We start from the raw sequence: 21,839 nt of genomic DNA, 5'->3' as shown, positions 1-21,839 counted from the left end.
TTTCCGGCTCAGTCCACCCGGAGTCGGTAGCCGCGCCTGACTACCGTCTGCACCACCCGGGGGGCCTTCAGCCCGGCCCGCAACCGGGCCACCGCCATCTCCACCGCGTGCTCGTCCGCGCCGCGTGGCAGCATCCGCAACAGGACGGCACGGGAGAACACCCGCCCCGGTGACGCGGCCAGCGCCCGCAGCACCGCCATCGGCGCCGGGGCGAGTGGGCGCAGCTCACCGTCGATCACGGCTGCGTGTCCGCGCAGGGTCAGCAGGTGCCCGGCCGCCTTGACGCTGACCGTGCGCCGGGGCAACTCGTCGACGATCGTCCGGACCAGTGCGCCGAGCCGGGCGCGGTGCGGTGTGCTGACCGGCACGCCGTGTCGTACCAGCGGCTCGGCGGTGATCGCGCCGACGCAACCGACCAGCACGTCTCCCCGCAGCGCCTCCAGCACCGTCTCGGTGCGGTCCCCGGCGGCGCGCAGCAACGCCTCGGCGGCCGGGGCGGAGGTGAAGGTGACCGCGTCCACCAGCCGCCCGGCGACCAGGTCGATCAGCCGGTGCAGGGGTGCCGGGTCGATCGGCGGGGCCCATCGGTAGACCGGCACCTCGATCACGGTGGCACCGGCCTGCTCCAAAGCGGCCGTGTACGCGGGCTGTCGGTCGCCGTGCAGCTGTATCGCGACGACCTGCCCGGCCACCCCACGCCGGACCAGGTGGTCGACGACCTCCTCGCAGCTCTCCGAGTCCGGCGACCACTGGTCGCGCAGCCCGAAGGCGCGTACCGCACCCCGCGCCTTCGGGCTGCGGGCCACCACGTACGCCTGCGACAGCACCCCGCGCAGCGGCTCGGTCAGCCCCCAGCCCTCGGCCGCCTCCAGCCAGCCGCGCATCCCGATGCCGGTGTTGGCCATCAGCACGTCCGGCGGGCGGTCCAGGCAGGCGCGGGTCGCCTTGCGCAGGTCGGCGTCGTCGGGCAGCGGCACGATCCGCAGGGCCGGCGCGACCACCACCCGCGCGCCGCGCCGCTGCAGCAGCGCGGCCAGCTCGTCACGCCGGCGGTCCGCGGTGACCCCGATGGTGAAGCCGGCCAGTTCGTCGCGCATTCACCGCTCCCGTCTCAGCCGCACCCCGGCCAGACCGTCGCGGCAGCGCACGTCGTGTCGGGGCACAACGCCCCCGGGCAGGTCCAGGCAGGTGCCGGTACGGGGGTCGTGCGCCCGGGGTCCCCCGTCCGAGTCGCCGGCCGTGCACCGTCTGTCATGTCGGCAAAGCGTGCCGTTGGCCGGTTTCGACTCCGGGTCCCGTTTGTTTCGCTCCTGTCAAGAGCGCCTCACACCCGCTGGGTGATTCAGCGGTTGGTGCCGAGCGGGATGACCGATGGTCATACCAGCGGTAGTCTGGGCGGCATGACTGCCAAGGTGACGCTGTCGTTCTCCGACGAGACGATCGAGGAGGCGCGCCGGTTCGCCAAGCGCGAAGGGCTGTCGCTCTCCGCCTGGATGGACCGGGCCGCCCGGGAGAAGGCGCTGCGCGAGGTCTTCACCGCGCACGCCGCCGCCGTCGGTCGCGCCGGGCTGGACCTGGAGGCAGCGGCCCTCGCGGACGCCCGCGAGGTGGCGATGGTCGACGACGTGCTCTTCGGCGGGCGCCCGCGTGCTGCGTAGGGGAGAGATCTGGCGCATCTTCGGCGCCCGGGAGCGGCTCGGGCTGGTGGTCAGCTCCGACGTCTACAACTCCACCGATGTGCCCATCGTGATCGTGGCCGAGGTGGTCGAGGAGGCGTTGCTGCGCGACTCGCCGTTGGCGGTCACGATGGGCAGGTACGTGGTGATGCCCGACCGGATCTCATCGCCGATGAAGAAGTGGTTCACCGAGTGCGTGGACGTGGCCGACGCCGACACGATGCTCCGGGTCGGGCGTGCACTGCGGATCCTCCAGGAACTCTGACCGGAAGATCGCCCGCCGGTGCGCGCCGGTGCGCTCCGGTGCGGTTCGCCGGGGCAGCCCCCGTCGGGGCCGGACAACCGGATCATCCGAGTAAAGTGTGACCCATGTCATGATCAAGGGTGTGGGGCGCGCGGGGCGACCCCCGTTTTGACCTGCGGACGTACCCCCGAGTATCGTTGCCCGCTGTTGTACGACATCCAGAGGCGTGCCGCATCAGGTACGCTTGGTCGTTCGTGCGCGCCTGTCACCTCGGCGCGCGACCGCAGACCGACGACGAGACAAGGTAGACCTGTGCGTACGTACAGCCCGAAGCCGGGTGAGATCGAGCGTCAGTGGCACGTTATCGACGCCTCTGATGTCGTGCTGGGCCGCCTGGCCACCCACGCCGCCACGCTGTTGCGCGGCAAGCACAAGCCGACTTTCGCGCCGCACGTCGACACCGGCGACTTCGTCGTCGTCGTGAACGCGGGCAAGGTTGCGCTGACCGGCAACAAGCGTCAGACCAAGATTGCCTACCGCCACTCCGGTTACCCGGGTGGTCTGAAGCAGGTCAGCTACGAGGAGCTGCTCAGCAAGCGTCCCGAGCGGGCCATCGAGCTGGCCGTGAAGGGGATGCTTCCGCACAACAAGCTCGGCCGTCAGCTGATCAAGAAGCTGAAGGTCTACGCCGGTGCCGAGCACCCGCACGGCGCGCAGCAGCCGGCGCCGTTCGAGATCAAGCAGATCGCGCAGTGAGCGCGGGCGAAGGAAGCAGCATGACCGACACCATCGAGCCCGAGGTTGCTGAGGCCACCGAGGTCGCCGAGGCCACTGAGGCCCCCGAGGTTGCTGAGACTGAGGCCACCGAGGCCACCGAGGTTGCTGAGACCGAGGTTGCTGAGGCCCCGGCGCCGGTTGCCCGCGCCCCCCTTGGCGACCGGCCGATCCAGACCGTCGGCCGGCGCAAGCAGGCCATCGTCCGGGTCCGCCTCGTCCCCGGCACCGGCAAGATCACCTGCAACGGCCGTGACCTCGAGGCGTACTTCCCGAGCAAGGTGCACCAGCAGCTGATCAAGGACCCGCTGGTGACCGCCGAGAAGCCCGAGATCTTCGACGTCATCGCCAACCTGCGTGGCGGCGGCACCACCGGCCAGGCCGGTGCGCTCCGGCTGGGCATCGCCCGGGCGCTGATCGTCAACGAGCCGGACGACCGCCCGGCGCTCAAGAAGGCCGGCTTCCTCACCCGGGACGCCCGGGTCAAGGAGAGCAAGAAGTACGGCCTCAAGAAGGCCCGTAAGGCTCCTCAGTACTCGAAGCGCTGATCATCAGCGGCACGTTGTACTTCTGACGGACGGCCGGGTCCGCCTCCCCACGCGGGAGGCGGCCCGGCCGTTTCGTATATCTTCTCTGCACCATTTCCTCGGAGGTTGGCGGGTATGGGCCGGTTGTTCGGCACGGACGGCGTACGCGGGCGGGCGAACGCGGATCTCACTCCCGAGCTCGCGCTCGCGGTGGCGGTCGCCGCCGCCCACACACTCGCCGAGACGGATCGGACTCATCCGCCGCTGGCCGTGGTCGGCCGGGACACCCGGGCCAGCGGCGAGATGCTGGAGGCCGCCGTGGTGGCCGGGCTGACCAGCGCCGGCGCCAACGTGGTCCGGGTCGGCGTGCTGCCCACCCCGGCCGTGGCGTTCCTCACCGCCGAGACCAAGGCAGTCCTCGGCGTGATGCTCTCCGCGTCGCACAACCCCATGCCGGACAACGGCATCAAGCTCTTCGCCGCCGGCGGGCACAAGCTCCCCGACGAGATCGAGATGAAGATCGAGGCGGCCGTCGAGGCGAACGCCACCACCGCCTGGGACCGCCCGATCGGTGCCGGGGTGGGGCGGGTGCACGACCTGCTCGACGGCGCGGACCACTACGTCCAGCACCTGATTGGCACCGTGCCGCATCCCCTCGCCGGGATCAAGGTCGTGGTCGACTGTGCCAACGGCGCGGCGGCCGAGGTTGCACCCGTGGCGTACCGGGAGGCCGGCGCCGAGGTGATCGCCATCTACGCCGAGCCGGACGGCCTCAACATCAACGACGATTGCGGCTCCAACCACATCGACGCCCTGCGCGAGGCCGTGGTCGAGCACGGCGCACACCTGGGTATCGCCCACGACGGCGACGCCGACCGGTGCCTCGCGGTCACCGCCGACGGCGAGGAGGTCGACGGGGACCAGGTGATGGCGATCCTGGCTCTGGCCATGCGGGATGCCGGCGCGCTCACCGACGACACCCTGGTCGCCACGGTGATGAGCAACCTCGGCCTGCGGCTGGCCATGTCCGCGCAGGGCATCCGGCTGCTCGAGACCAAGGTCGGCGACCGGTACGTCCTGGAGGAGCTGCGCGCCTCCAACCTCGCCCTCGGCGGTGAGCAGAGCGGGCACATCGTCATGCCGGCGTACGCCACCACCGGCGACGGGGTGCTCACCGGGCTGCACCTGATGGCCCGGATGGCCGCCACCGGGAAATCCCTCGCGGAGCTGGCCGCCGTGCTGACCAAACTGCCGCAGGTGCTGATCAACGTCCCGGTCGGGGACCGTTCCGTGGGCGCCGCCGCGCCCGCCGTCCGGGCCGAGGTCGAGCGGGCCGAGGCGCAGCTGGGCGAGACCGGTCGGGTGCTGCTGCGCCCCTCGGGGACGGAACCCCTGGTCCGGGTCATGGTCGAGGCGGCCACCGAGCGGACCGCCCGCGAGGTCGCCGAGCGGATCGCCGAGCAGGTCCGCGCCGCCAGCCCCACCGCCTGACGCAGAGGCCCGTTCGGGCGTCGACCGAGGTACCCGCCGGCAGCTCATAGGCCGGCGTCGACAGAGGGGCCCGCCGCCGGCTCACAGCCGCAGGCGGGCCACCCGGTCGTAGGTGTCGGCCGGGTCCTCACCCTCGGTGAGGTCCACGTCCTCGACGACCCGTCCGTCGCCGAGCCGGACCAGCCGGTCACAGCGGGCGGCGATCGCCCGCTCGTGGGTCGCCAGCAGGATCGTCATCCCGTGCCGGTCCCGCAGGTCCAGCAGCAGGTCGAGGATCTGCCCGCCGGTGGTCGAGTCCAGGTTGCCGGTGGGCTCGTCGGCCAGCAACAGCCGGGGCTCCCCCATCAGCGCGCGGGCGATGGCGACGCGCTGCTGCTGGCCGCCGGAGAGCTGCGCCGGCAGGGCTCTTTCCCGGCCGGCCAGGCCGACCGCGTCGAGCAGCCCTCGGGCGCGGCCCGCGTGGTCGGCCCGGCCGCGCCGGGGCAGCACCGGGGCGATCACGTTGTCCAGCACGGTCAGCGCGGGCAGCAGGTGGTAACGCTGGAAGACGAAGCCGATTCGCTGCCGGTACCGGGCGAGGGCGGCCCGCCGCAGGCCGGTGACCTCCACGTCGTCGACCGTGATGGTCCCGCTGTCGGCCTGTTCGATCGCCCCGATGAGATGCAGCAGCGTCGTCTTGCCGGAGCCGCTCGGCCCGGTCAGGGCCACCACCGACCCGGCGGTGATCTCCAGGGCCACGTCGTCGACGGCGGTGAGCCGCTCGGTGCCGGCGCGGAACTGCCGGACCAGCCCGGTCACCCGGACGGTGCTGCCCGTGGTCGCGTCCATCGTCACTCCTCCGAGAGCAGTCGTGCGGTCGGCAGGCGGCGCAGCAGCGCGGCGGGGACCAGCGTCGCCGCGCAGGTGACCAGCACCCCGGCGGCGGCGACCAGGGCGGCCGTCAGCACCAGCGACCCCGGCAGGGCGCCGGCCAGCCAGGCTGCCCCGCCCAGACCGAGCGCCGCCCCGGCGAGGGCGCCGAGCACACCGAGGAGGAGGCCCTCGTACCCGATCAGGCGGGCCAGCGCGGCGTCGGTCCAGCCGACCGCCCGCAGCGTGGCCAGCTCGGCGGCCCGGTCGCGGATGTTCAGGTAGAGCACGTCGGCGACCGCCGCCGCACCGAGCAGCACCGTCGCGACGGCGGCCAGCGTGTCCGCGCCCCGGACGCTCAGCGACACCGTGTCGCCCAGCAGGCTGCCGACGATCGCGCCGCGAAACGCGTACCCCGCGGCGGTGACCAGGGTCAGCGCGGCCACCCCGATGGCCAGCGCTCCGGAGCCGAGCAGGGTGCGCCCGGGAGTGCGGGCCAGGTTGGCCAGGGCCAGGCCGGCCAGGGTGCGCGGCCGGCGTACCCAGTGGGCCGTCGCCACCGGCGGTCGCAGCGCGGCGGCCGGGTGGGCGCGCGCGGCCCGCAGCGCCGGCACCAGGCCCGCGACCAGTGCCAGCAGCAGGGCCACCGGTACGGCCAGCAGCGCCCGCCCCCACCCCACGTCGATGCCGAGCGCCGTCCCGAGCGGAACCGCCAGCCCCAGCGCGAGGAGCCCGGCGGCCAGCCCGAGCGCGGCGACCTCGCCGAGGATCAGCGCGCCGATCCGCCGGGCCGGCCAGCCCAGGCAGGCCAGCACCGCCAGCTCGGGGCGACGGTTCCGGACGGCGGCGGAGACCGCGTTGCCGAGGAAGAGCGCGCAGACCACCAGCACCAACACGAAGAGCGCGACGCTCTTGCGGTCCACGGCCTGGGTGATCACCGAGGCGACCCCGAGGGCCGACCAGCTCTCGGCCAGCCGCAGCGCCGGCCGCCCGAATGCCCCGGCCGGCAGGTCGACGGCCTGCGGCGCGGGGGAGGAGCCGAGGGTGATGTCCACGTCGAGGCCGGTTGCCTGGGCGATCCGCTCGGCGACCAGCCGGACCCGCTCGGCGGCCGACTCGCTGTAGCCGCCCACGTCGGCGACCCGGACCCGGATCGCGCTGATCGGCGCGGCGAGCTGCGGGCTGCCGCCGCCGGCCAGCAGCTTCGGCACGCTCTCCAGGGTGGTCAGCAGCAGCGGCGGGGCGGTGAGGTGGCCGGCCGGGTTGCCACCCGGCTCCAGCGGTCGCCCACCGAGGGCGGCCCGGCTGCGGTCGTCCGCGCCCTGCGCCGACGGCGGCTCGTACGTCTCCAGCGGCACCCGCCCGAGGTCGCTGAAGCCGGTCAGCTTTGCCGGGTCGAAGACCCCCACGGCCCGCCAGCTCCGGTACGTCTGAGCGGACAGGTCCTCCTTCAGCGGGGTCCTGCGCAGCGGCCGCGCACCCGTGTCGTCGGCCAGCCAGGGACGCGGGAAGGGGTTGAAGGTGCTCGGGTCGCCGTAGACCTTCGGGTCGGCGGCCGGAAGCGTGCCGACCCGAAGCGTGCCGTCGGGCAGCCGGTCGTACCGCGTCGGCCCGGCCTGGACCATCGCCTGGAGTTGGCCGAAGCAGCAGCCGTCCGGGGAGACGCCCGCGGCGAGCCAGGCCCGCCAGCCGGTGGCCACGTCGTGCCGGACGTCACCGGCGGGGAGCGCGGGGCCGCGCCGCAGGGCCCGCTCCAGCTCCTCCCGTTCGACGCCGGCCGGCCGGGCCGACGGCAGCCGCGTGATGCTGGCGCGCAGCTCCTCGTCCACGAAGGCCCTGCCGGTGGCGAGCACCGGCACGGTGAGCGTGCCGCCCTTCGGCTTGAACGGCCGGAACCTCGCCGTGTCGTCCGGCCGCAGCGCCCGCCCGTCGACCAGCGCTCCGCCGAGGCCCACCAGGCGATCCTCGGCGGCCGGGTCCACCGCGGCGAGCAGCAGCGGCACCGTCAGGCTGACCGTGATCCGCAGCCGGTCCGAGGTGGCGGAGACGCCGGAGTGCCCGTCGGCGAGCACGCTCACGCTGGACTCGAACCGGCCGTCGGCCAGCAGCCGCACGGCCACCAGCGACCACTCTTCGCGCTCCGAGTACGCGCCCGGGCTGCCCAGGGCGTACCGGGGGTCGCAGATCGCCCGGGTGCGGCCGTCGGGCAGCACCTCGCGGGTCGCGGGCCCGCAGGAGTCGACCCACGGGTAGCTCCGCCCGTCGGTGTACGGGGTGGCGTCCGACGGCTGGATCAGGTCGATGCGGGGGTAGATCAAGGGGTGGGTCGTGACGTACACGTAGCGGGGCTGGCCGGCCGTGCTGGAGAGCCCGCGCTCGGCGACGAATCGGGGGTCGACCCGGATGACCTGGCGCTCGAGCGACCGGTCCACGGCGTCGGTCAGGTCGAGCGGGGTCGGCACGGGGGCCGTCGAGTGGCCGAGCATGGCGATGGGGGCGGCGACGTCCACGCCCTCGATTGCCTTGACCTGGCCGTACTGGGCGGTGGTGATGCCGCCGAAGAGGCCGGAGAGGTAGTTGGGCTGGACCAGCCGACGCTCGGCCTCCAGCGGGGTGCGGGCACCCTTGGGGCGGACCAGGATGTCGTAGGCGACGTCGGTGCCCCGTTCGACGGTGCCGGTGACGGCGAGTCGGGAGGTGGTGGTGGCCCCGGTCAGGACGACGAACCCGGTCGTCGCCACCAGCACGCCGACGATCAGCGCCACCGACCGCCCCGCGCGGCCGCGCAGCTGCCGCCAGACAAATGTGATCATGTCGCGCCCTCCCGTGTGCTGCTGCCCACTCTGCGCGATACATTGTGACAATGCAAGGCCGGGGCTGGAAGTCGTTCCGGCCGGGCCCGGCGGACGGAGGAGACGGTGGCGATCCAGCACGCGGTCCTGGCCCTGCTCGCGCGGGGGCCCAGCTACGGCTACGAACTCAAGGGCGTGTTCGAGGAGACGGTGGGCCCACAGTGGGGGCCGCTGAACATCGGGCACCTCTACCAGATCCTCGACCGGCTCTCCCGGGACGGGCTGGTCGTGGCCGAACGACAGGCCCAGCCGGTGAAACCCGACCGGGTGGTCTACGAGGTCACCCCGGCGGGCCGGGCCGAGCTGGACCGCTGGCTCGCCGAGCCCAGCCCGCGCAGCGGCGGCTTCCGGGACGACTTCTTCCTCAAGGTCACCGCGGCGGCCCGCTGCGGCGTGGCGGACACGGTGCGGACGGTGCTCGGCAACCAGCGCGGGCACCTCATGCGCGAGCTGCGCAACCTCGACGGGCTGCGCCGCCGGGCCGACGACCCGGTGGTAGGTCTGCTGCTCTCCGCCGCGAGCCGGCACGTCGAGGCCGACCTCGCGTTCGTCGACGACGCCGAGGCGACGCTGCTGGCCGACGGGGGCGCGCTGGTCGCCACGCTCGCCGGCAGCCGGCCCGGGCCCGCCGAGAACGCCCCCGGGGCGACGCCGCCCGCGCCGGGCGCCGGCCCGACGCGGGCGGCTGGCTGACGGCGCCCCGCACAGCCGGCCGACGGCGCGACGTCAGGTCGTGGCGAGCCGGCGCAGCCGGGCGACCGCCTCAGTGAGCACCTCGGGGCGCTTGCAGAAGGCGAACCGGACCAGCCGCCGGCCCGCCTCGGCGTCGTCGTAGAACACCTGGGTCGGCACGGCGACCACCCCGCAGCGCTCCGGCAGCGACCGGCAGAACTCGACCCCGTCCCGCCCGCCGAGCCGGGTGACGTCGGCGGTGACGAAGTAGGTCCCCTCGGGGGTGAGCACGTCGAAGCCGGCATCAGCCAGGCCGGCCACGAGCTGGTCCCGGCGGGCCCGCATGCCGGCCGTGAAGTCGGCGAAGTACGCGTCGGGCAGGGCGAGGGCCACCGCCACCGCCGGCTGCAACGGGGCCGCGTTGACGAACGTGAGGAACTGCTTGACCCGCAGCACCGCCGAGACCAGCGGGGCCGGCCCGCTGACCCAGCCGACCTTCCAGCCGGTGCAGGAGAACGTCTTGCCGGCCGAGGAGATGCGCAGCGTCCGCTCCCGCATCCCGGGCAGGGTGGCCAGCGGCACATGGGGGGCCGAGGCGTCACCGAAGACCAGGTGCTCGTACACCTCGTCGGTCACCGCGTAGGCGTCGTGTTCGCGGCAGAGCGCGGCCACCAGCGCCAGCTCGTCGGGGGTGAAGACCTTGCCCGTCGGGTTGTGCGGCGAGTTGAGCAGCACCAGTCGGGTCCGGGGCCCGAACGCCGCGCGCAGCGCGTCCGGGTCGAAGGCGTACCGGCCGTCCGCCCCGGGCCGCAGGGTCACCGGCCGCCGGACTGCGCCGGCGAGGGCGATCGAGGCCGCGTACGAGTCGTAGTAGGGCTCGAAGCAGACCACCTCGTCGCCGGGCTCGCAGAGGGCGAGGATGGTCGCGGCGATCGCCTCGGTGGCCCCGGCGGTGACGACGATCTCGCCGGCCGGGTCGTACTCCAGTCCCCAGAAGCGGCGCTGGTGGTCGGCGACGGCGGCGCGCAGCGCGGGAATGCCCGGGCCCGGCGGGTACTGGTTCTGGCCGCCGCGCAGCGCCTCGGCGGCGGCGGCGAGCATCTCCGGCGGGCCGTCGGTGTCGGGAAAGCCCTGCCCGAGGTTGACCGCGCCGGTGCGGACGGCCAGGGCGGACATCTCGGCGAAGATCGTCGTCCCGAAGGGACGCATCCGGGCAACCAGCGGGTCGACATCGGTGGGCATCGTCACCCCCGTGAGCCTACGGGCCGCGCCCGGCCGCGCCCATCTCAGCCGGTGCGCCGGGACGGGGCCGGTCCGCCCGGCGCACCGGCAGGCCGGCCCCGGCCGGTGGCAGCCGTCCGGTCCGGGTTCCCCGGGCCTGCCGCGCTTCCCCCGTTCGCTCAGATCCGCTGCTTGTTTACCCCACTTCCACGCACGCGCGATGAGCGAAAGTGGGTTAGGCTGCGGATCATGTGTGGAATCGTGGGTTACGCTGGCGCGCGCCCGGCGCTCGGTATCGTGCTCGACGGCTTGCGCCGCCTGGAATACCGCGGCTACGACTCGGCCGGCGTGGCCATCGTGTGCGAGGACGTGCTGCTGACCGAGAAGAAGGCCGGCAAGCTGGCCAACCTCGAGAAGGTGCTGGCCGAGCGCGCCGCCGTCGATCCCGAGGGCTGCGCCGCCAGTCCGATCGGCATCGGCGACGGCACCACCGGGATCGGCCACACCCGCTGGGCCACCCACGGCGGGCCCACCGACCGCAACGCCCACCCGCACCTCGCCCCCGAAGGCCGGGTCGCGGTGATCCACAACGGCATCATCGAGAACTTCGCCAAGCTCCGCGCCGAGCTGGAGGACGACGGTGTCCAGTTCAGCAGCGACACCGACACCGAGTGCACCGCCCACCTGCTCTCCGCCGCGCTGGCCGAGTTGCGGGCCGCCGGTGAGCCGGACGGTCCGCAACTCCTCGTCGCCGCGATGCGCGTGGTCTGCCAGCGTCTCGAAGGGGCGTTCACGCTGCTCGCCGTCGACGCCGGGGTGCCCGGCGCGGTGGTGGGCGCCCGACGCAACTCCCCCCTGGTGGTCGGCCGGGGCGACGGGGAGAACTACCTCGCCAGCGACGTCGCCGCGTTCATCGAGCACACCCGCGACGCGATCGAGCTGGGCCAGGATCAGATTGTGCTGATCACCGCCGACGCCGTCGAGATCTCCGACTTCGCCGGCCGGCCGGCGGCCGGCAAGGACTTCCACGTCGACTGGGACGTCTCGGCCGCGGAGAAGGGCGGCTACGACTGGTTCATGCTCAAGGAGATCGAGGAGCAGCCGCAGGCCATCGCCGACACCCTGCTCGGCCGGCTCACCGAGAGCGGTGAGATCGCGCTCGACGAGGTCCGCCTGAGCGACCAGGACCTGCGCGACGTGGACAAGATCTTCATCGTCGCCTGCGGCACCGCGTACCACTCCGGGATGGTCGCCAAGTATGCCATCGAGCACTGGACCCGGATTCCCTGCGAGGTGGAACTGGCCAGCGAGTTCCGCTACCGCGACCCGGTACTCGACCGGTCCACGCTGATCGTGGTGATCTCGCAGTCCGGCGAGACCATGGACACGCTGATGGCGCTGCGCCACGCCAAGGAGCAGAAGGCCCGGGTGCTGGCCATCTGCAACACCAACGGGTCGACCATCCCACGCGAGTCCGACGCCGTCCTCTACACCCACGGCGGGCCGGAGATCGCCGTCGCCTCCACCAAGGCGTTCCTCACCCAACTGGTGGCCTGCTACCTGATCGGGCTGCACCTGGCCCAGGTGCGCGGCATCAAGTTCGCCGACGAGGTGGCCGCGGTGGTGGACCAGCTCCACCAGATGCCCGGCAAGCTGCGCGAGCTGCTGGACCGGATCGAGCCGGTGCGGGAGCTGGCCCGGGAGATCAGGAACGAGCCCACGGTGCTCTTCATCGGCCGGCATGTGGGTTACCCGGTGGCACTGGAGGGCGCGCTCAAGCTCAAGGAACTGGCGTACATGCATGCCGAGGGGTTCGCCGCCGGCGAGCTGAAGCACGGCCCGATCGCCTTGATCGACGAGGGCACGCCGGTGATCTGCATCGTGCCGTCGCCGATCGGCCGGGGCATGCTGCACGACAAAATCGTCTCCAACATCCAGGAGGTACGGGCGCGGGGCGCTCGGACGATCGTGATCGCCGAGGAGGGTGACGAGGCGGTGGTCCGCTACGCCGACCACCTGATCCGCGTGCCGCGGACCCCGACCCTGCTCGCCCCGCTGATGACCACCGTGCCGTTGCAGGTGCTCGCGGCGGAGATCGCCGCAGCCCGGGGCCACGACGTCGACCAGCCCCGAAACCTGGCCAAGTCCGTCACCGTCGAGTAGTCGACCGCGGTCACCGGCCCCCTTCGCCCGCCAGCGGCGGCAGGGGGCCGATGCCGTTTCCGAGGCCCGTCGCACCACCACCGCCGTCACCGGCCCAGGACGATGCGGGCCATGCCGTCCAGGGCGGGGTTTTCCTGCTCCCAGTAGCCGGTGTGGCCGTACCGGCCGCTGGGGAAGGTGCGACCGCCGAAGCCGGGGTCGGCCGGGTCGTGGCCGAACCACAGCTCGTGGTCGTCGTGGCCGGTCAGCACGGCGGTCAGGGGGCTCAGCCCGCGTACCACCCGACGGGGCAACTCGTCCGGGGGCGGCGCCAACCGGATGGCGTCGTTCGACGCGGTGCTCGCCCAGACCTCGCCCGCGGGCAGGCGCAGCCCGTCGGCCCGGTCCACCCCCACCCCGGGCGAGCCCACGAAGGCCAGCGCGTCGGCGGCGAGCCCGTGGTCCCGGGCGGCGGTGCCCACGACCAGCGAGCCGTAGCTGTGCCCGAGCACCGTCTGCCGGGCCGGTGGGCCGTCGTGGGTGGCCCGCAGCCCCTCCTGGAACCGGTGCAGCGCCGGGCCGGCGTCCCGGGCCTGACCGGGCAGGACGGCCTCGTGCAGGAAGTCCGGTGCGTCGTAGTCCAGCCAGAGCACCGCCGCCGTGGCCACCGTCGGGTCCAGCGCCGCGCATCGGGCCTGTACCCGGCCCGCCCGGCCCAACTCGCCGGTGGCGTCGGCGAGGCCGGCGGTCATGCCCGGAACGTACGTCAGCACACGGTCGGCCCGGTCCGGGTCGCCCAGCGCCACGATCGCCCGGCCCTCGCCGCCCGGGTCGAGACCCAGCAGGTACGCGCGCGGCTGCCCGCCGCCGGCCAGCCGGGCGGTCAGCGCGTCCAGCCCGCTCAGGGCCGCCCCCACCCGAGCCAACCCAACCGTCTCCACCGGCCCGTGCGGCCACCGGCCGAGCAGCCGTCGCCGCTCGGCCAGCAGCACCTCCCGCCGCCGGTCGATCAGCAGTCGGTTGGCCTGGTCGCGGGCCGTCGCCGGCACCCCGTCGAGCCGGCCGACCAGCTGCGGCTCGCGGGCCACCAGCCACCGGCGCTGCGCCGGGGTGAGCCCGGCCCACCACGACCGGACGGTCGCCGGGGCGGTGCTGGGCGCCGGCCGCCAGGGCGGCGGTGGGGCGACCCAGCCCACGCGGGCCGCCGCGGTCAGCTCGTCGAGCCGGCCGGCCGCCTCCCGGTCGGCGGTCTCGGCGAGCGCGAGGGCGGCGGTCACGGCGGCGGCGACCTGCCTCACCGGCGGTTCGGGTGCGCCGGGTCGGGCCCGCGCCGGGTCGGCGCTCGCCCGGCCCCGTCGGTCGATGCGCACCCCACCGGCGTCGGCCAGCGCGACCGCCTCGGTCAGCCCCGCCTTCGCCCGGCGCAGCCGCCCGGCCAGCTCGGAGAGCACCTGATCGGCCTCGATCACCGCTGGCGCGAGGGCGGCCAGGTCGGACCGGAGGCTGCCGATCCGGCCGCCCGCCGCCGAGGCGGCGGCTCCCGTCCACCCGGCGCGCAGCGCCCCGGCCGCCCGGTCCAGCTCGGCCGCCCGTCGGTCGACCAGCCCGGAGATTCCTCGCCAGGCAGACCCGGCCGCCGCCCAGCCGGCCGGGTCTGCCGACCACAGCCGGGCGTAGCCGCCGTCCCCGGCGGGGGCAACGCCGGCCGGCGGGCGGCCCGGGGCCCGCGCGCCGGGCGGCCCCACCCGGCCGGGTGCCGCACCCCAGTTGCCTGTCGCCGCCCCGCTCACCTGGGCAGGACCGTCAGTCGGCGGGCCGCCCGCTCGTCGGCAGCCTCGTAGCTGTCCGCGGCGCCGGACACCGCGTTCGCGGCGGCGGCCACCCGTGTGCCGAGCAGGCCGCACCACGCGTGCACCGCAGACTCCAGCGTGGCCAGGGCCGCGGCCGACCGCCACGCCGGTGCGGGCACCACCAGCCCGGGTGCCCCGGCCAGCCCGTGCCCCAGCCGGTACGCCTCGGCGTGCAGCGCCCCGGCCACCTCCCGCAGCAGCTCGGGGTGGACGGTGTAGGGCTCCTCGCTCATCGGCGGACTCCTCCGGCTCGGTGCCGTCGACGGGCGGCAGTTGACGCCGATGACGCTAGGCAGCCCGGGGCGCGACCGGCAGGGCCTGTGGACAACGGGCGGCTGGGCGTACCCCCGGGTTTTCCACAGGTATTGCCCACCGCCGAGCCGGACGCTAATCTGCGGCCGTTCCCGCCGGGCCTTGGCTTACCGTGTCCGGCAGGGTCGCGGCGGCGGCGGCGACCGAACGAGGGGTCAATCGTTGGCATCTGTCGTTGTCCCACGACGGCGGGATCGCGTCGGCGATGGTGGTCGCGGAACGGTGAGGCGCCCCGATGGTTGCTCGACCGGGGCGGGGACGGGCCCGGCAGCGGGACGGACGGAACGGAGTGGCATGAAACCGGTGTGGCGGGTCGCGGACGTACGGGCGGCGGAGGCCGGGCTGATGGCCACCCTCCCCGCCGGGACGCTGATGCAGCGGGCCGCCGCCGGGCTGGCCCGCCGCTGCGCGCTGCTGCTCGCCGACCGGGGCGGGGTGTACGGCGCCCGGGTGTTGCTGCTGGTCGGCACCGGTGACAACGGCGGCGACGCCCTGTACGCCGGGGAGCGGTTGGCCCGCCGGGGCGCCGCCGTCTCGGCGCTGCTGCTCACCCCCGGTCGGGCGCACGGGCAGGGGCTGGCCGCGCTGCGGGCCGCCGGCGGCCGGCTGGTGGAGCGGCCGCCCGCGGTGGTCGACCTGGTGCTCGACGGGATCGTCGGGATCGGCGGGACCGGCGGGCTGCGCGACGCGGCCGACCGGCTTGCCGCCGAGTTGCCCGGGCTACGCGGCCGGGACGGCGGGCGGGCCTGCGTGGTCGCCGTGGACACCCCGAGCGGGGTCGCCGTCGACACCGGCCATGTGCCGCCGGCCGCCGCCGGCCGGCCCGCGGCGGTCCGGGCCGACGTGACGGTGGCGTTCGGCGCGCTGAAGCCTGCGCTGGTGGTCGGCCCGGCGGCGGCGCTGGCCGGCCAGGTCGAGCTGGTCGACATCGGGTTGGGGCCGTGGCTGCGTGGCACCCCCGCGCTGCGGGTCACCCAGTGGTCCGACGTCGTCGAGTGGTGGCCGGAGCTGGGCTCGGCGGCGGAGAAGTACACCCGGGGTGTGGTGGGTCTGGCCACGGGCTCCGCGGGGTACCCGGGGGCGGCCGTGCTCTCCGCCGGCGGCGCGCTCGCCGGGCCGACCGGCCTGGTCCGGTATGCCGGGAGTGCCCGCGACGACGTGCTGCGTCACCACCCGTCGGTGATCGCCAGCGAGCGGGTCGCCGATGCCGGGCGGGTGCAGGCGTGGGTCTGCGGCTCCGGCCTGGGCACCGGTGCGGAGGCGGCCGCCGAGCTGCGGGCGGTGCTCGCCGCCCCGGTGCCGGTGGTGCTCGACGCCGACGCGCTGACCCTGCTGGTCGACGGGTCGATGGCGGGCCGGCTGCGCGGGCGGGACGCCCCGATCGTGGTGACCCCGCACGACCGGGAGTTCTCCCGGCTCTGCGGCAGGGACCCCGGGGCCGACCGGGTGGGTGCCGCGCTGCAGTTGGCCGCCTGGATGAACGCGGTGGTGCTACTCAAGGGGGATCGCACGATCGTCGCCACCCCCGACGGTCGGGCGTACGTCAACCCGACCGGCACCCCCGCGCTGGCCACCGGGGGCACCGGCGACGTGCTCGCCGGGCTGCTCGGCTCGCTGCTCGCCGCCGGGCTGGCTCCGGAGCGGGCGGCCGTGGTGGCGGCGTACCTGCACGGGTTGGCCGGCCGGGAGGCGGCCCGGGGCGGCCCGGTCACCGCGCCCGACGTGGCGGTCGCGCTCCGCCCGGTCCTCGCCCGCCTGGGCTGACAGTGCGGAGATGGGTGAGTCCGCCCGCCCGGTCCCGGGTCACTGCGCGGCTGTTTGCGTGCCGGTGCCGCCCGCCGGAACGGCGGGTCGGTGCGCGGCTCCGGCCGGGTTGATCTCCCCAGTCAGTAGGCTGGGGGCATGTGGCAGTCCGAGGTGCGGGTTGATCTTGACGCGATCCGGGAGAACGTGACGCGGTTGCGGGCGGGAACCAGCGCCGAGCTGATGGCGGTGGTCAAGGGCGACGGGTACGGCCACGGCATGATCCCGTCGGCCCGCGCGGCGCTCGACGCCGGGGCGGACTGGCTCGGCGTCTGCACCCTGGACGAGGCGCTGACCCTGCGCCGGGCCGGCATCACCGCGCCCGTGCTGGCCTGGCTCCTCGCCCCCGGCCTGCCGCTGCACGAGGGCGTCGCGGTCGGGGTGGACCTGGCCGCCGCCAGCCTCGGCCAGCTCGACGAGATGATCGAGGCGAGCCGGCGGGCCGACCGCCCGGCCCGGCTGCACCTGAAGATCGACACCGGACTGGCCCGGGGCGGTGCCTCCGTCGCCGACTGGCCGGAGCTGCTGGAGGCCGCCGGGAAGGCCCAGGCCGAGGGCCTGGTCGAGGTGGTGGGTGTGTGGAGCCACTTCGTGTACGCGGACCTGCCCGGCCACCCCACCACCGACCGCCAACTCGCCGTCTTCCACGAGGGGCTGGCCATGGTCGAGCGGGCCGGGCTGCGCCCGCGCTACCGGCACCTGGCGAACTCCGCCGCCACCCTGACCCGCCCCGACACCCACTTCGACCTGGTCCGGCCCGGGGTCGCCCTCTACGGGCTCTCCCCGGTGGCCGGGGACACCTTCGGGCTGCGCCCGGCGATGACCGCCCGGGCCCGGGTCATGCTCACCAAGCAGGTCCCGGGCGGCATCGGCGTGTCGTACGGCCACACCTACCTCACCGAGGCCGACGCCAACCTGGCCGTGGTGCCGCTCGGCTACGCCGACGGGGTGCCCCGGCAGGCCTCGAACGCCGGGCCGGTGCAGCTCGCCGGCCGGCGGCGGACCATCTCCGGCCGGGTCTGCATGGACCAGTTCGTGGTCGACTGCGGCGACGACCCGGTGGCCGCTGGCGACGTGGCGACCCTCTTCGGCCCCGGCACCGACGGGGAGCCCACCGCCGACGACTGGGCCGAGGCCGTCGGCACCATCAACTACGAGATTGTCACCCGGTTCGGCGGGGTCCGGGTGCCCCGCGTGTACGACGGTGAGCGGCCGTGATCGGGGAGGGCGTCGTGAGCAGGTTCCGCATCCCCCGGCCGCGCACCGCCGCCGGCCGGGTCGCTGGCGTGCTCGGGGCCGCGGTCGGGGTGGCCGCCGCCGGGCTCGCGGCGGGCGTGGTGAGCGAACGCGCCCTGGTCCGCCGGCTCAGGAACGACCCCACCGACCGGTACGTCGGCGAGGTCTTCGGCGAGCAGCGGTACGACGAGGCGTTCGAGTTGGAGATGCCCGACGGCACCGACGTCCACGTCGAGGTGGTGGAGCCGACCCGCCCCGTCCCGGGGCACCCGACCGTGGTGCTGGTGCACGGCTTCTGCCTGGACATGGGGACGTTCCACTTCCAGCGCAAGATGCTCGCCGCCCGCGGCGACTACCGAATTGTCGCGTACGACCAGCCGGGGCACGGCCGGTCGGGGCGGCTGGAGAGCGGCGAGTACGACCTCGCCGCGCTCGGCCGCACGCTGCGCCGGGTGATCGACCGGACCACCCCGGAGGGGCCGTTGGTGCTGGTCGGCCACTCGATGGGCGGGATGGCCATCATGGCCTTCGCCGAGCTGCACCCGGAGCTGTTCGGCGACCGGGTGGTCGGCACGGTGCTGATGGCCACCTCGGGCGGGCTGCTGGCCGAGACGAAGCTGGTGGCTCCGGCACTGCTGGGCCGGGTCAGCGCGCCGATGCTCTACGTGATGAACAACGCCACCCGGTACGGCGGCACGGTGATCGAGAAGGCCCGGAAGTCGACCTCGAACGTCGCCTGGCTGCTCACCCGCCGGTACGGCTTCGGCACCCCGAATCCGAGCCCGGCCCTGGTGTCGTACGTCGAGCAGATGAATGCCCGGACCTCCGCCGACACCGTCACCCGCTACCTGCGCACCCTGGCCACCCACTCCCGGTACCCGGCGCTGGCTGCGTTGGCCGGCACCCCGGTGCTGGTGGTGGTCGGAGACAAGGACATGCTCACCCCGGTGACCCACTCGGAGGAGATCGTCCGGCGGCTGCCGCACGCCGAGTTCGTGAAGATCCACGACAGTGGGCACGTGGTGATGCTGGAGCACGCCGACGAGGTCGACGCCGCGCTGGAACACTTCCTGGAGGCGCTGTGAGCGCCCTCGACGCGCCGCGGGCGCCCGGGTCGGTCGTCGTCACGCTGCCCACCGTCGAGGACACTCACGCGTTCGGCCGGCGGCTGGCCGGTGTGCTGCGCGCCGGGGATCTGCTGCTGCTCACCGGCCCGCTGGGCGCCGGTAAGACCGCGCTCACCCGAGGCATCGGCGCGGGCCTCGGGGTGCGCGGCGATGTCACCTCGCCGACCTTCGTGATCGCCCGGGTGCACCGGCCGGACCCGGAGCGCGGTGGCGCGGTGGCGCTGGTGCACGCCGACGCGTACCGGCTCTCCGCCGTCGCCGACCCGCGCGCCGAGATCGACGACCTCGACCTGGACGCCTCGGTCGACGACTCGGTGACCGTGGTCGAGTGGGGGGAGGGGCTGGTCGAGCAGTTGGTCGACGCCCACCTGTGGGTCCGTATCGGCCGCCGCGACGACGACACCCGCGTGGTCGAGCTGGAGCCGGCAGGCGGCGACTGGGCCGCCCGCCTCGTCGCCCTGCGCTGAGTGGTGGATGTCCGCGTCTGCCCTCCGTGCAGATCGCCACGCCTCGACCAGTGCCGCCGAGCCGGTCGGCGGGAACGCCTAGGGCTGCAGGGGCATCGTCCAGCAGTTGGAGTAGACCGTCCTGTTTGCGAGGCGGTCGGTCAGCCAGGACACCGCGTCACCCTGGTCGGTGATGAGTGGGACCAGGTGGTTGGTGAGGATCTTGTCACCGAGGTTCGGCAGACTGATGGCCTGGTAGGTGATGTTGCCGCCCTTGCGGCACCAGTCGACGGCCAGTTGGCGGGCCTGCTGATGGGGAACGATGTCGTCCTGGATGCCGGTTGCCAGGCGTACCGGGCCGGCGGGCTTGAGCGTGCCGATGCGCTGCCGGTCGAGCGCGGCCTGCGCCTCGGGCGCGGCCGCGATGACGTCGTTGAGTGACCTGCCGCCGGTGATCCACCTGGTGCTCTTCACGAATCCGTAACCGAAGATCGCGTCGCCGACGCACATGGTCGACGTGTCCTTCAGCGCTGCCCTGCCGGTGGCGTTGATGTTCGCCTCGACGACGTCCCGCAGGGCCGGGTCGGACTGGGCGAAGCCGTTCAGCGACCAGCCCAGCGCCCCCGCCAGGGCGCTGCCGTCGATGCCCCGGATGACCGCGGTCAGGTCGGCGGGCGGCGCACCGACGTAGGTGCCGGCCAGTGGCACCTCGGGTGCGTAGCTGGGCTGCAGTTCCGCGGCTGCGGCGCTGGCGCCGCCTCCCTGGCTGTAGCCGTACAGGCCGACGCGTGAGTCACGGGTGACCGACGCTCCCGGCACGGCACGTGCGGCGCGGGCCGCGTCCAGCAGGGCGTGCCCCTGGTCGAGGCGGTTGACGTAGGTGTGCAGCCGGTCGGTCGCACCCAGACCGACGTAGTCGGTGACGACGACCGCCGCCCCGGTGGAGAGGAGGCGGTAGATGGCCAGGGCCTCGTAGCCGACCGACACGGTCTCACCGCGCAGGGTCAGCGGATACTGCAACGCGAACGAGGGCGCACACTGATCGCCCTGCCCCATGGTGCCCGAGGCGACGGCCACCAGCGGGCGCGGGCCGCCGCCCCGCCACGCCGCCGACGGTTCGATGTAGGCACCGGTCACGCCGACGGCCCGGCCGTTGGAGTCGGTGGACCGGTACAGCAGCCGGGTCGCCGTGCCCGGCATCGGACGACCGTCCAGCCCGGGAATGCTCAGGCCGAGCGGCATGGGCTCGCTGCGGATCAGCGTGCCGTTCGTGGCGGGAAGTTCGGCAGGCGGGTTGTAGAAGGCGGGGATGGTCACCCCTCGGGAGACCACGGGCGTCGACCCGTCGGCGGCGGCCGGCACGCCGGATACGGCCAGGCAGGCTGCCGCTGCCGTGGCGACGGCCAGCAAACGCCTGCCCGCCGGTGGCTGCCGACGGCGGTGGGAGATCGTCGACTGCGTGGAGCTGAGGGTGGAACAGGGACGGGGGCTCCTACGGCTCACAGATCACTCCTCATGAGACATGAACGAAGGTGAATGCAAGCTAGCAGCGGCCCGTACCGTAAGTGACTCGCCAGTAAGTTACGCTACGGTAACTATGGTGGGTCGGGTTCCGCGTCATCGCCGCTGGTCGACCACGTCGAGACTCCTCGGACCGCCCTTCGTGCGTACGATCCGTCCCCTGCGCCCCACCGCTGTCGGTGCCGAGGAGTGTCGGTTGCGCCTGGTATGAAGGTGGCGATCGACTACGAAAGGTTGCCGATGCCCGACGACGCCCCCACCCTGGACCTGCTGGCGCTGTTGCCGGAGGACTGGCGTGCCGTGCTCACCCCCCACCTCGACCCGGCCCGCACCGCCGCGCTGGCCGCCTTCGTCGCCGGGGAATACGCGACCCGCACCGTCTTCCCGCCGGTCGAGGACCTCTTCTCGGCCTACCGACTCTGCGCGCCGGCCGACTGCCGGGTGCTGATCCTCGGGCAGGACCCTTACCACAAGGCGGGGCAGGCACACGGGCTCAGCTTCAGCGTGCGGGAGGGCGTGAGCGTGCCGCCGTCGCTGCGCAACGTCTTCAAGGAGTTGGGCGAGGATCTCGGCGTGCCGAAGCCGCGCGGCGGCGACCTCAGCGGCTGGGCGGCGCAGGGCGTTCTGCTGCTCAACTCCGTCCTCACCGTCCGCGAGGCGACGCCCGGCTCGCACGCCAACCGCGGCTGGGAGGAGTTCACCGACGCCACCATCCGCGCTCTCGACGCGATGGACTCCCGGGTGGTCTTCCTGCTCTGGGGCGGCTACGCCCGCAAGAAGGCGGCCCTGGTGACCAACCCGCAGCACGTGGTGCTGGAGGCCGGCCATCCGAGCCCGATGAACCCGCGCGGCTTCCTCGGCAGCCGCCCGTTCAGCGCGACCGACAAGGCCCTCGCCGACGCAGGCCTGCCGACCATCGACTGGGAGCGGCCCAATGGGTGAGGGGTGCTGGCGGAGGACATGAGTGCAGTGACATGACGTCACTGTCCGCAGTGGACTCCGCAGACTCGTTGGCTCCACGATCGGAGGCGTCGCGGAGACCGTCGTCCCCCTGGCCTCGGTCGCCTGGTGGTATGCGACGAAGCTCGACCCCGAC

The 21,839-nt window shown here is 74.1% G+C and carries 19 protein-coding genes and 1 pseudogene; 13 read left to right on the top strand and 7 right to left on the bottom strand.

The window, feature by feature from the left end:
• Positions 1–8: 8 nt before the first annotated feature.
• The gene (locus SNR22_RS11420) at positions 9–1,097 is read right to left on the bottom strand and encodes a uroporphyrinogen-III synthase (protein WP_320066493.1); all 1,089 of its coding nucleotides are present in this window, start codon (positions 1,095–1,097) and stop codon (positions 9–11) included.
• A gap of 303 nt (positions 1,098–1,400) precedes the next feature.
• On the opposite strand from SNR22_RS11420, the gene SNR22_RS11410 reads away from it, so the two are divergent.
• From SNR22_RS11410 to glmM, 5 genes are all read left to right on the top strand, one after another.
• Entirely contained in the window at positions 1,401–1,658 is a 258-nt protein-coding gene (locus SNR22_RS11410) for a DUF6364 family protein (RefSeq protein WP_320066492.1), read from the top strand.
• A complete protein-coding gene (locus SNR22_RS11405) occupies positions 1,648–1,941 on the top strand; it encodes a hypothetical protein (RefSeq protein WP_320066491.1) in 294 nt (97 codons plus the stop codon). The genes SNR22_RS11410 and SNR22_RS11405 overlap by 11 nt, the downstream gene beginning before the upstream one ends.
• 291 nt (positions 1,942–2,232) lie before the next feature.
• Positions 2,233–2,676, top strand: coding sequence for a 50S ribosomal protein L13 (rplM, locus tag SNR22_RS11400; protein WP_320066490.1), 444 nt, complete (start codon positions 2,233–2,235; stop codon positions 2,674–2,676).
• A gap of 20 nt (positions 2,677–2,696) precedes the next feature.
• Positions 2,697–3,242, top strand: coding sequence for a 30S ribosomal protein S9 (gene rpsI / locus SNR22_RS11395; protein ID WP_320066489.1), 546 nt, complete (start codon positions 2,697–2,699; stop codon positions 3,240–3,242).
• A gap of 114 nt (positions 3,243–3,356) precedes the next feature.
• Entirely contained in the window at positions 3,357–4,712 is a 1,356-nt protein-coding gene (gene glmM / locus SNR22_RS11390; protein ID WP_320066488.1) for a phosphoglucosamine mutase, read from the top strand.
• Positions 4,713–4,793: 81 nt separating this feature from the next.
• Here glmM and SNR22_RS11385 read toward each other — a convergent pair whose 3' ends face one another.
• Positions 4,794–5,540 (bottom strand): ABC transporter ATP-binding protein, encoded by a 747-nt coding sequence (locus SNR22_RS11385; protein ID WP_320066487.1) that lies wholly within the window; start codon positions 5,538–5,540, stop codon positions 4,794–4,796.
• Between the two features lie 2 nt (positions 5,541–5,542).
• Positions 5,543–8,374: an FtsX-like permease family protein gene (locus tag SNR22_RS11380; RefSeq protein WP_320066486.1), complete on the bottom strand. Its 2,832-nt coding sequence runs from the start codon at positions 8,372–8,374 to the stop codon at positions 5,543–5,545.
• A gap of 105 nt (positions 8,375–8,479) precedes the next feature.
• Between SNR22_RS11380 and SNR22_RS11375 the strand changes: the two genes are divergently transcribed.
• The gene (locus SNR22_RS11375) at positions 8,480–9,106 is read left to right on the top strand and encodes a PadR family transcriptional regulator (RefSeq protein WP_320066485.1); all 627 of its coding nucleotides are present in this window, start codon (positions 8,480–8,482) and stop codon (positions 9,104–9,106) included.
• A gap of 33 nt (positions 9,107–9,139) precedes the next feature.
• Here SNR22_RS11375 and SNR22_RS11370 read toward each other — a convergent pair whose 3' ends face one another.
• Positions 9,140–10,327, bottom strand: a complete 1,188-nt coding sequence (locus SNR22_RS11370) for a pyridoxal phosphate-dependent aminotransferase (RefSeq protein ID WP_320066600.1) — start codon at positions 10,325–10,327, stop codon at positions 9,140–9,142.
• Between the two features lie 228 nt (positions 10,328–10,555).
• Between SNR22_RS11370 and glmS the strand changes: the two genes are divergently transcribed.
• A complete protein-coding gene (gene glmS / locus SNR22_RS11365; protein ID WP_320066484.1) occupies positions 10,556–12,469 on the top strand; it encodes a glutamine--fructose-6-phosphate transaminase (isomerizing) in 1,914 nt (637 codons plus the stop codon).
• 86 nt (positions 12,470–12,555) lie between these two features.
• On the opposite strand, the gene SNR22_RS11360 is transcribed toward glmS, so the two are convergent.
• Both SNR22_RS11360 and SNR22_RS11355 read right to left on the bottom strand, forming a co-directional pair.
• Positions 12,556–14,238, bottom strand: a complete 1,683-nt coding sequence (locus SNR22_RS11360) for an alpha/beta hydrolase (protein WP_320066483.1) — start codon at positions 14,236–14,238, stop codon at positions 12,556–12,558.
• Positions 14,235–14,531: a hypothetical protein gene (locus SNR22_RS11355; RefSeq protein WP_320066482.1), complete on the bottom strand. Its 297-nt coding sequence runs from the start codon at positions 14,529–14,531 to the stop codon at positions 14,235–14,237. Before SNR22_RS11355 ends, SNR22_RS11360 begins: the two co-directional genes overlap by 4 nt.
• Before the next feature lie 179 nt (positions 14,532–14,710).
• On the opposite strand from SNR22_RS11355, the pseudogene SNR22_RS11350 reads away from it, so the two are divergent.
• The 5 genes and pseudogenes from SNR22_RS11350 to tsaE form a co-directional block, all read left to right on the top strand.
• Positions 14,711–14,836 (top strand): annotated as a pseudogene (locus SNR22_RS11350) (holo-ACP synthase); the annotation flags it as partial.
• Between the two features lie 68 nt (positions 14,837–14,904).
• Positions 14,905–16,374: an NAD(P)H-hydrate dehydratase gene (locus tag SNR22_RS11345; protein ID WP_320066481.1), complete on the top strand. Its 1,470-nt coding sequence runs from the start codon at positions 14,905–14,907 to the stop codon at positions 16,372–16,374.
• A gap of 138 nt (positions 16,375–16,512) precedes the next feature.
• Entirely contained in the window at positions 16,513–17,631 is a 1,119-nt protein-coding gene (gene alr, locus SNR22_RS11340) for an alanine racemase (RefSeq protein WP_320066480.1), read from the top strand.
• Between the two features lie 14 nt (positions 17,632–17,645).
• Positions 17,646–18,734, top strand: coding sequence for an alpha/beta hydrolase (locus tag SNR22_RS11335; protein ID WP_320066479.1), 1,089 nt, complete (start codon positions 17,646–17,648; stop codon positions 18,732–18,734).
• On the top strand, positions 18,731–19,243 hold the full coding sequence (gene tsaE, locus SNR22_RS11330; protein ID WP_320066478.1) for a tRNA (adenosine(37)-N6)-threonylcarbamoyltransferase complex ATPase subunit type 1 TsaE: 513 nt from the start codon (positions 18,731–18,733) through the stop codon (positions 19,241–19,243). Before SNR22_RS11335 ends, tsaE begins: the two co-directional genes overlap by 4 nt.
• 78 nt (positions 19,244–19,321) lie before the next feature.
• On the opposite strand, the gene SNR22_RS11325 is transcribed toward tsaE, so the two are convergent.
• Entirely contained in the window at positions 19,322–20,725 is a 1,404-nt protein-coding gene (locus SNR22_RS11325) for a lipase family protein (protein WP_320066477.1), read from the bottom strand.
• 258 nt (positions 20,726–20,983) lie between these two features.
• Between SNR22_RS11325 and ung the strand changes: the two genes are divergently transcribed.
• The gene (gene ung / locus SNR22_RS11320; protein WP_320066476.1) at positions 20,984–21,685 is read left to right on the top strand and encodes a uracil-DNA glycosylase; all 702 of its coding nucleotides are present in this window, start codon (positions 20,984–20,986) and stop codon (positions 21,683–21,685) included.
• Positions 21,686–21,839: the final 154 nt, after the last annotated feature.

The organism is Micromonospora sp. RTGN7, assembly GCF_033804645.1.
Lineage (GTDB): Bacteria > Actinomycetota > Actinomycetes > Mycobacteriales > Micromonosporaceae > Micromonospora.
The sequence above is the reverse complement of the archived record's forward strand: the minus strand, read 5'-3'. Positions and strand labels throughout refer to the sequence as shown.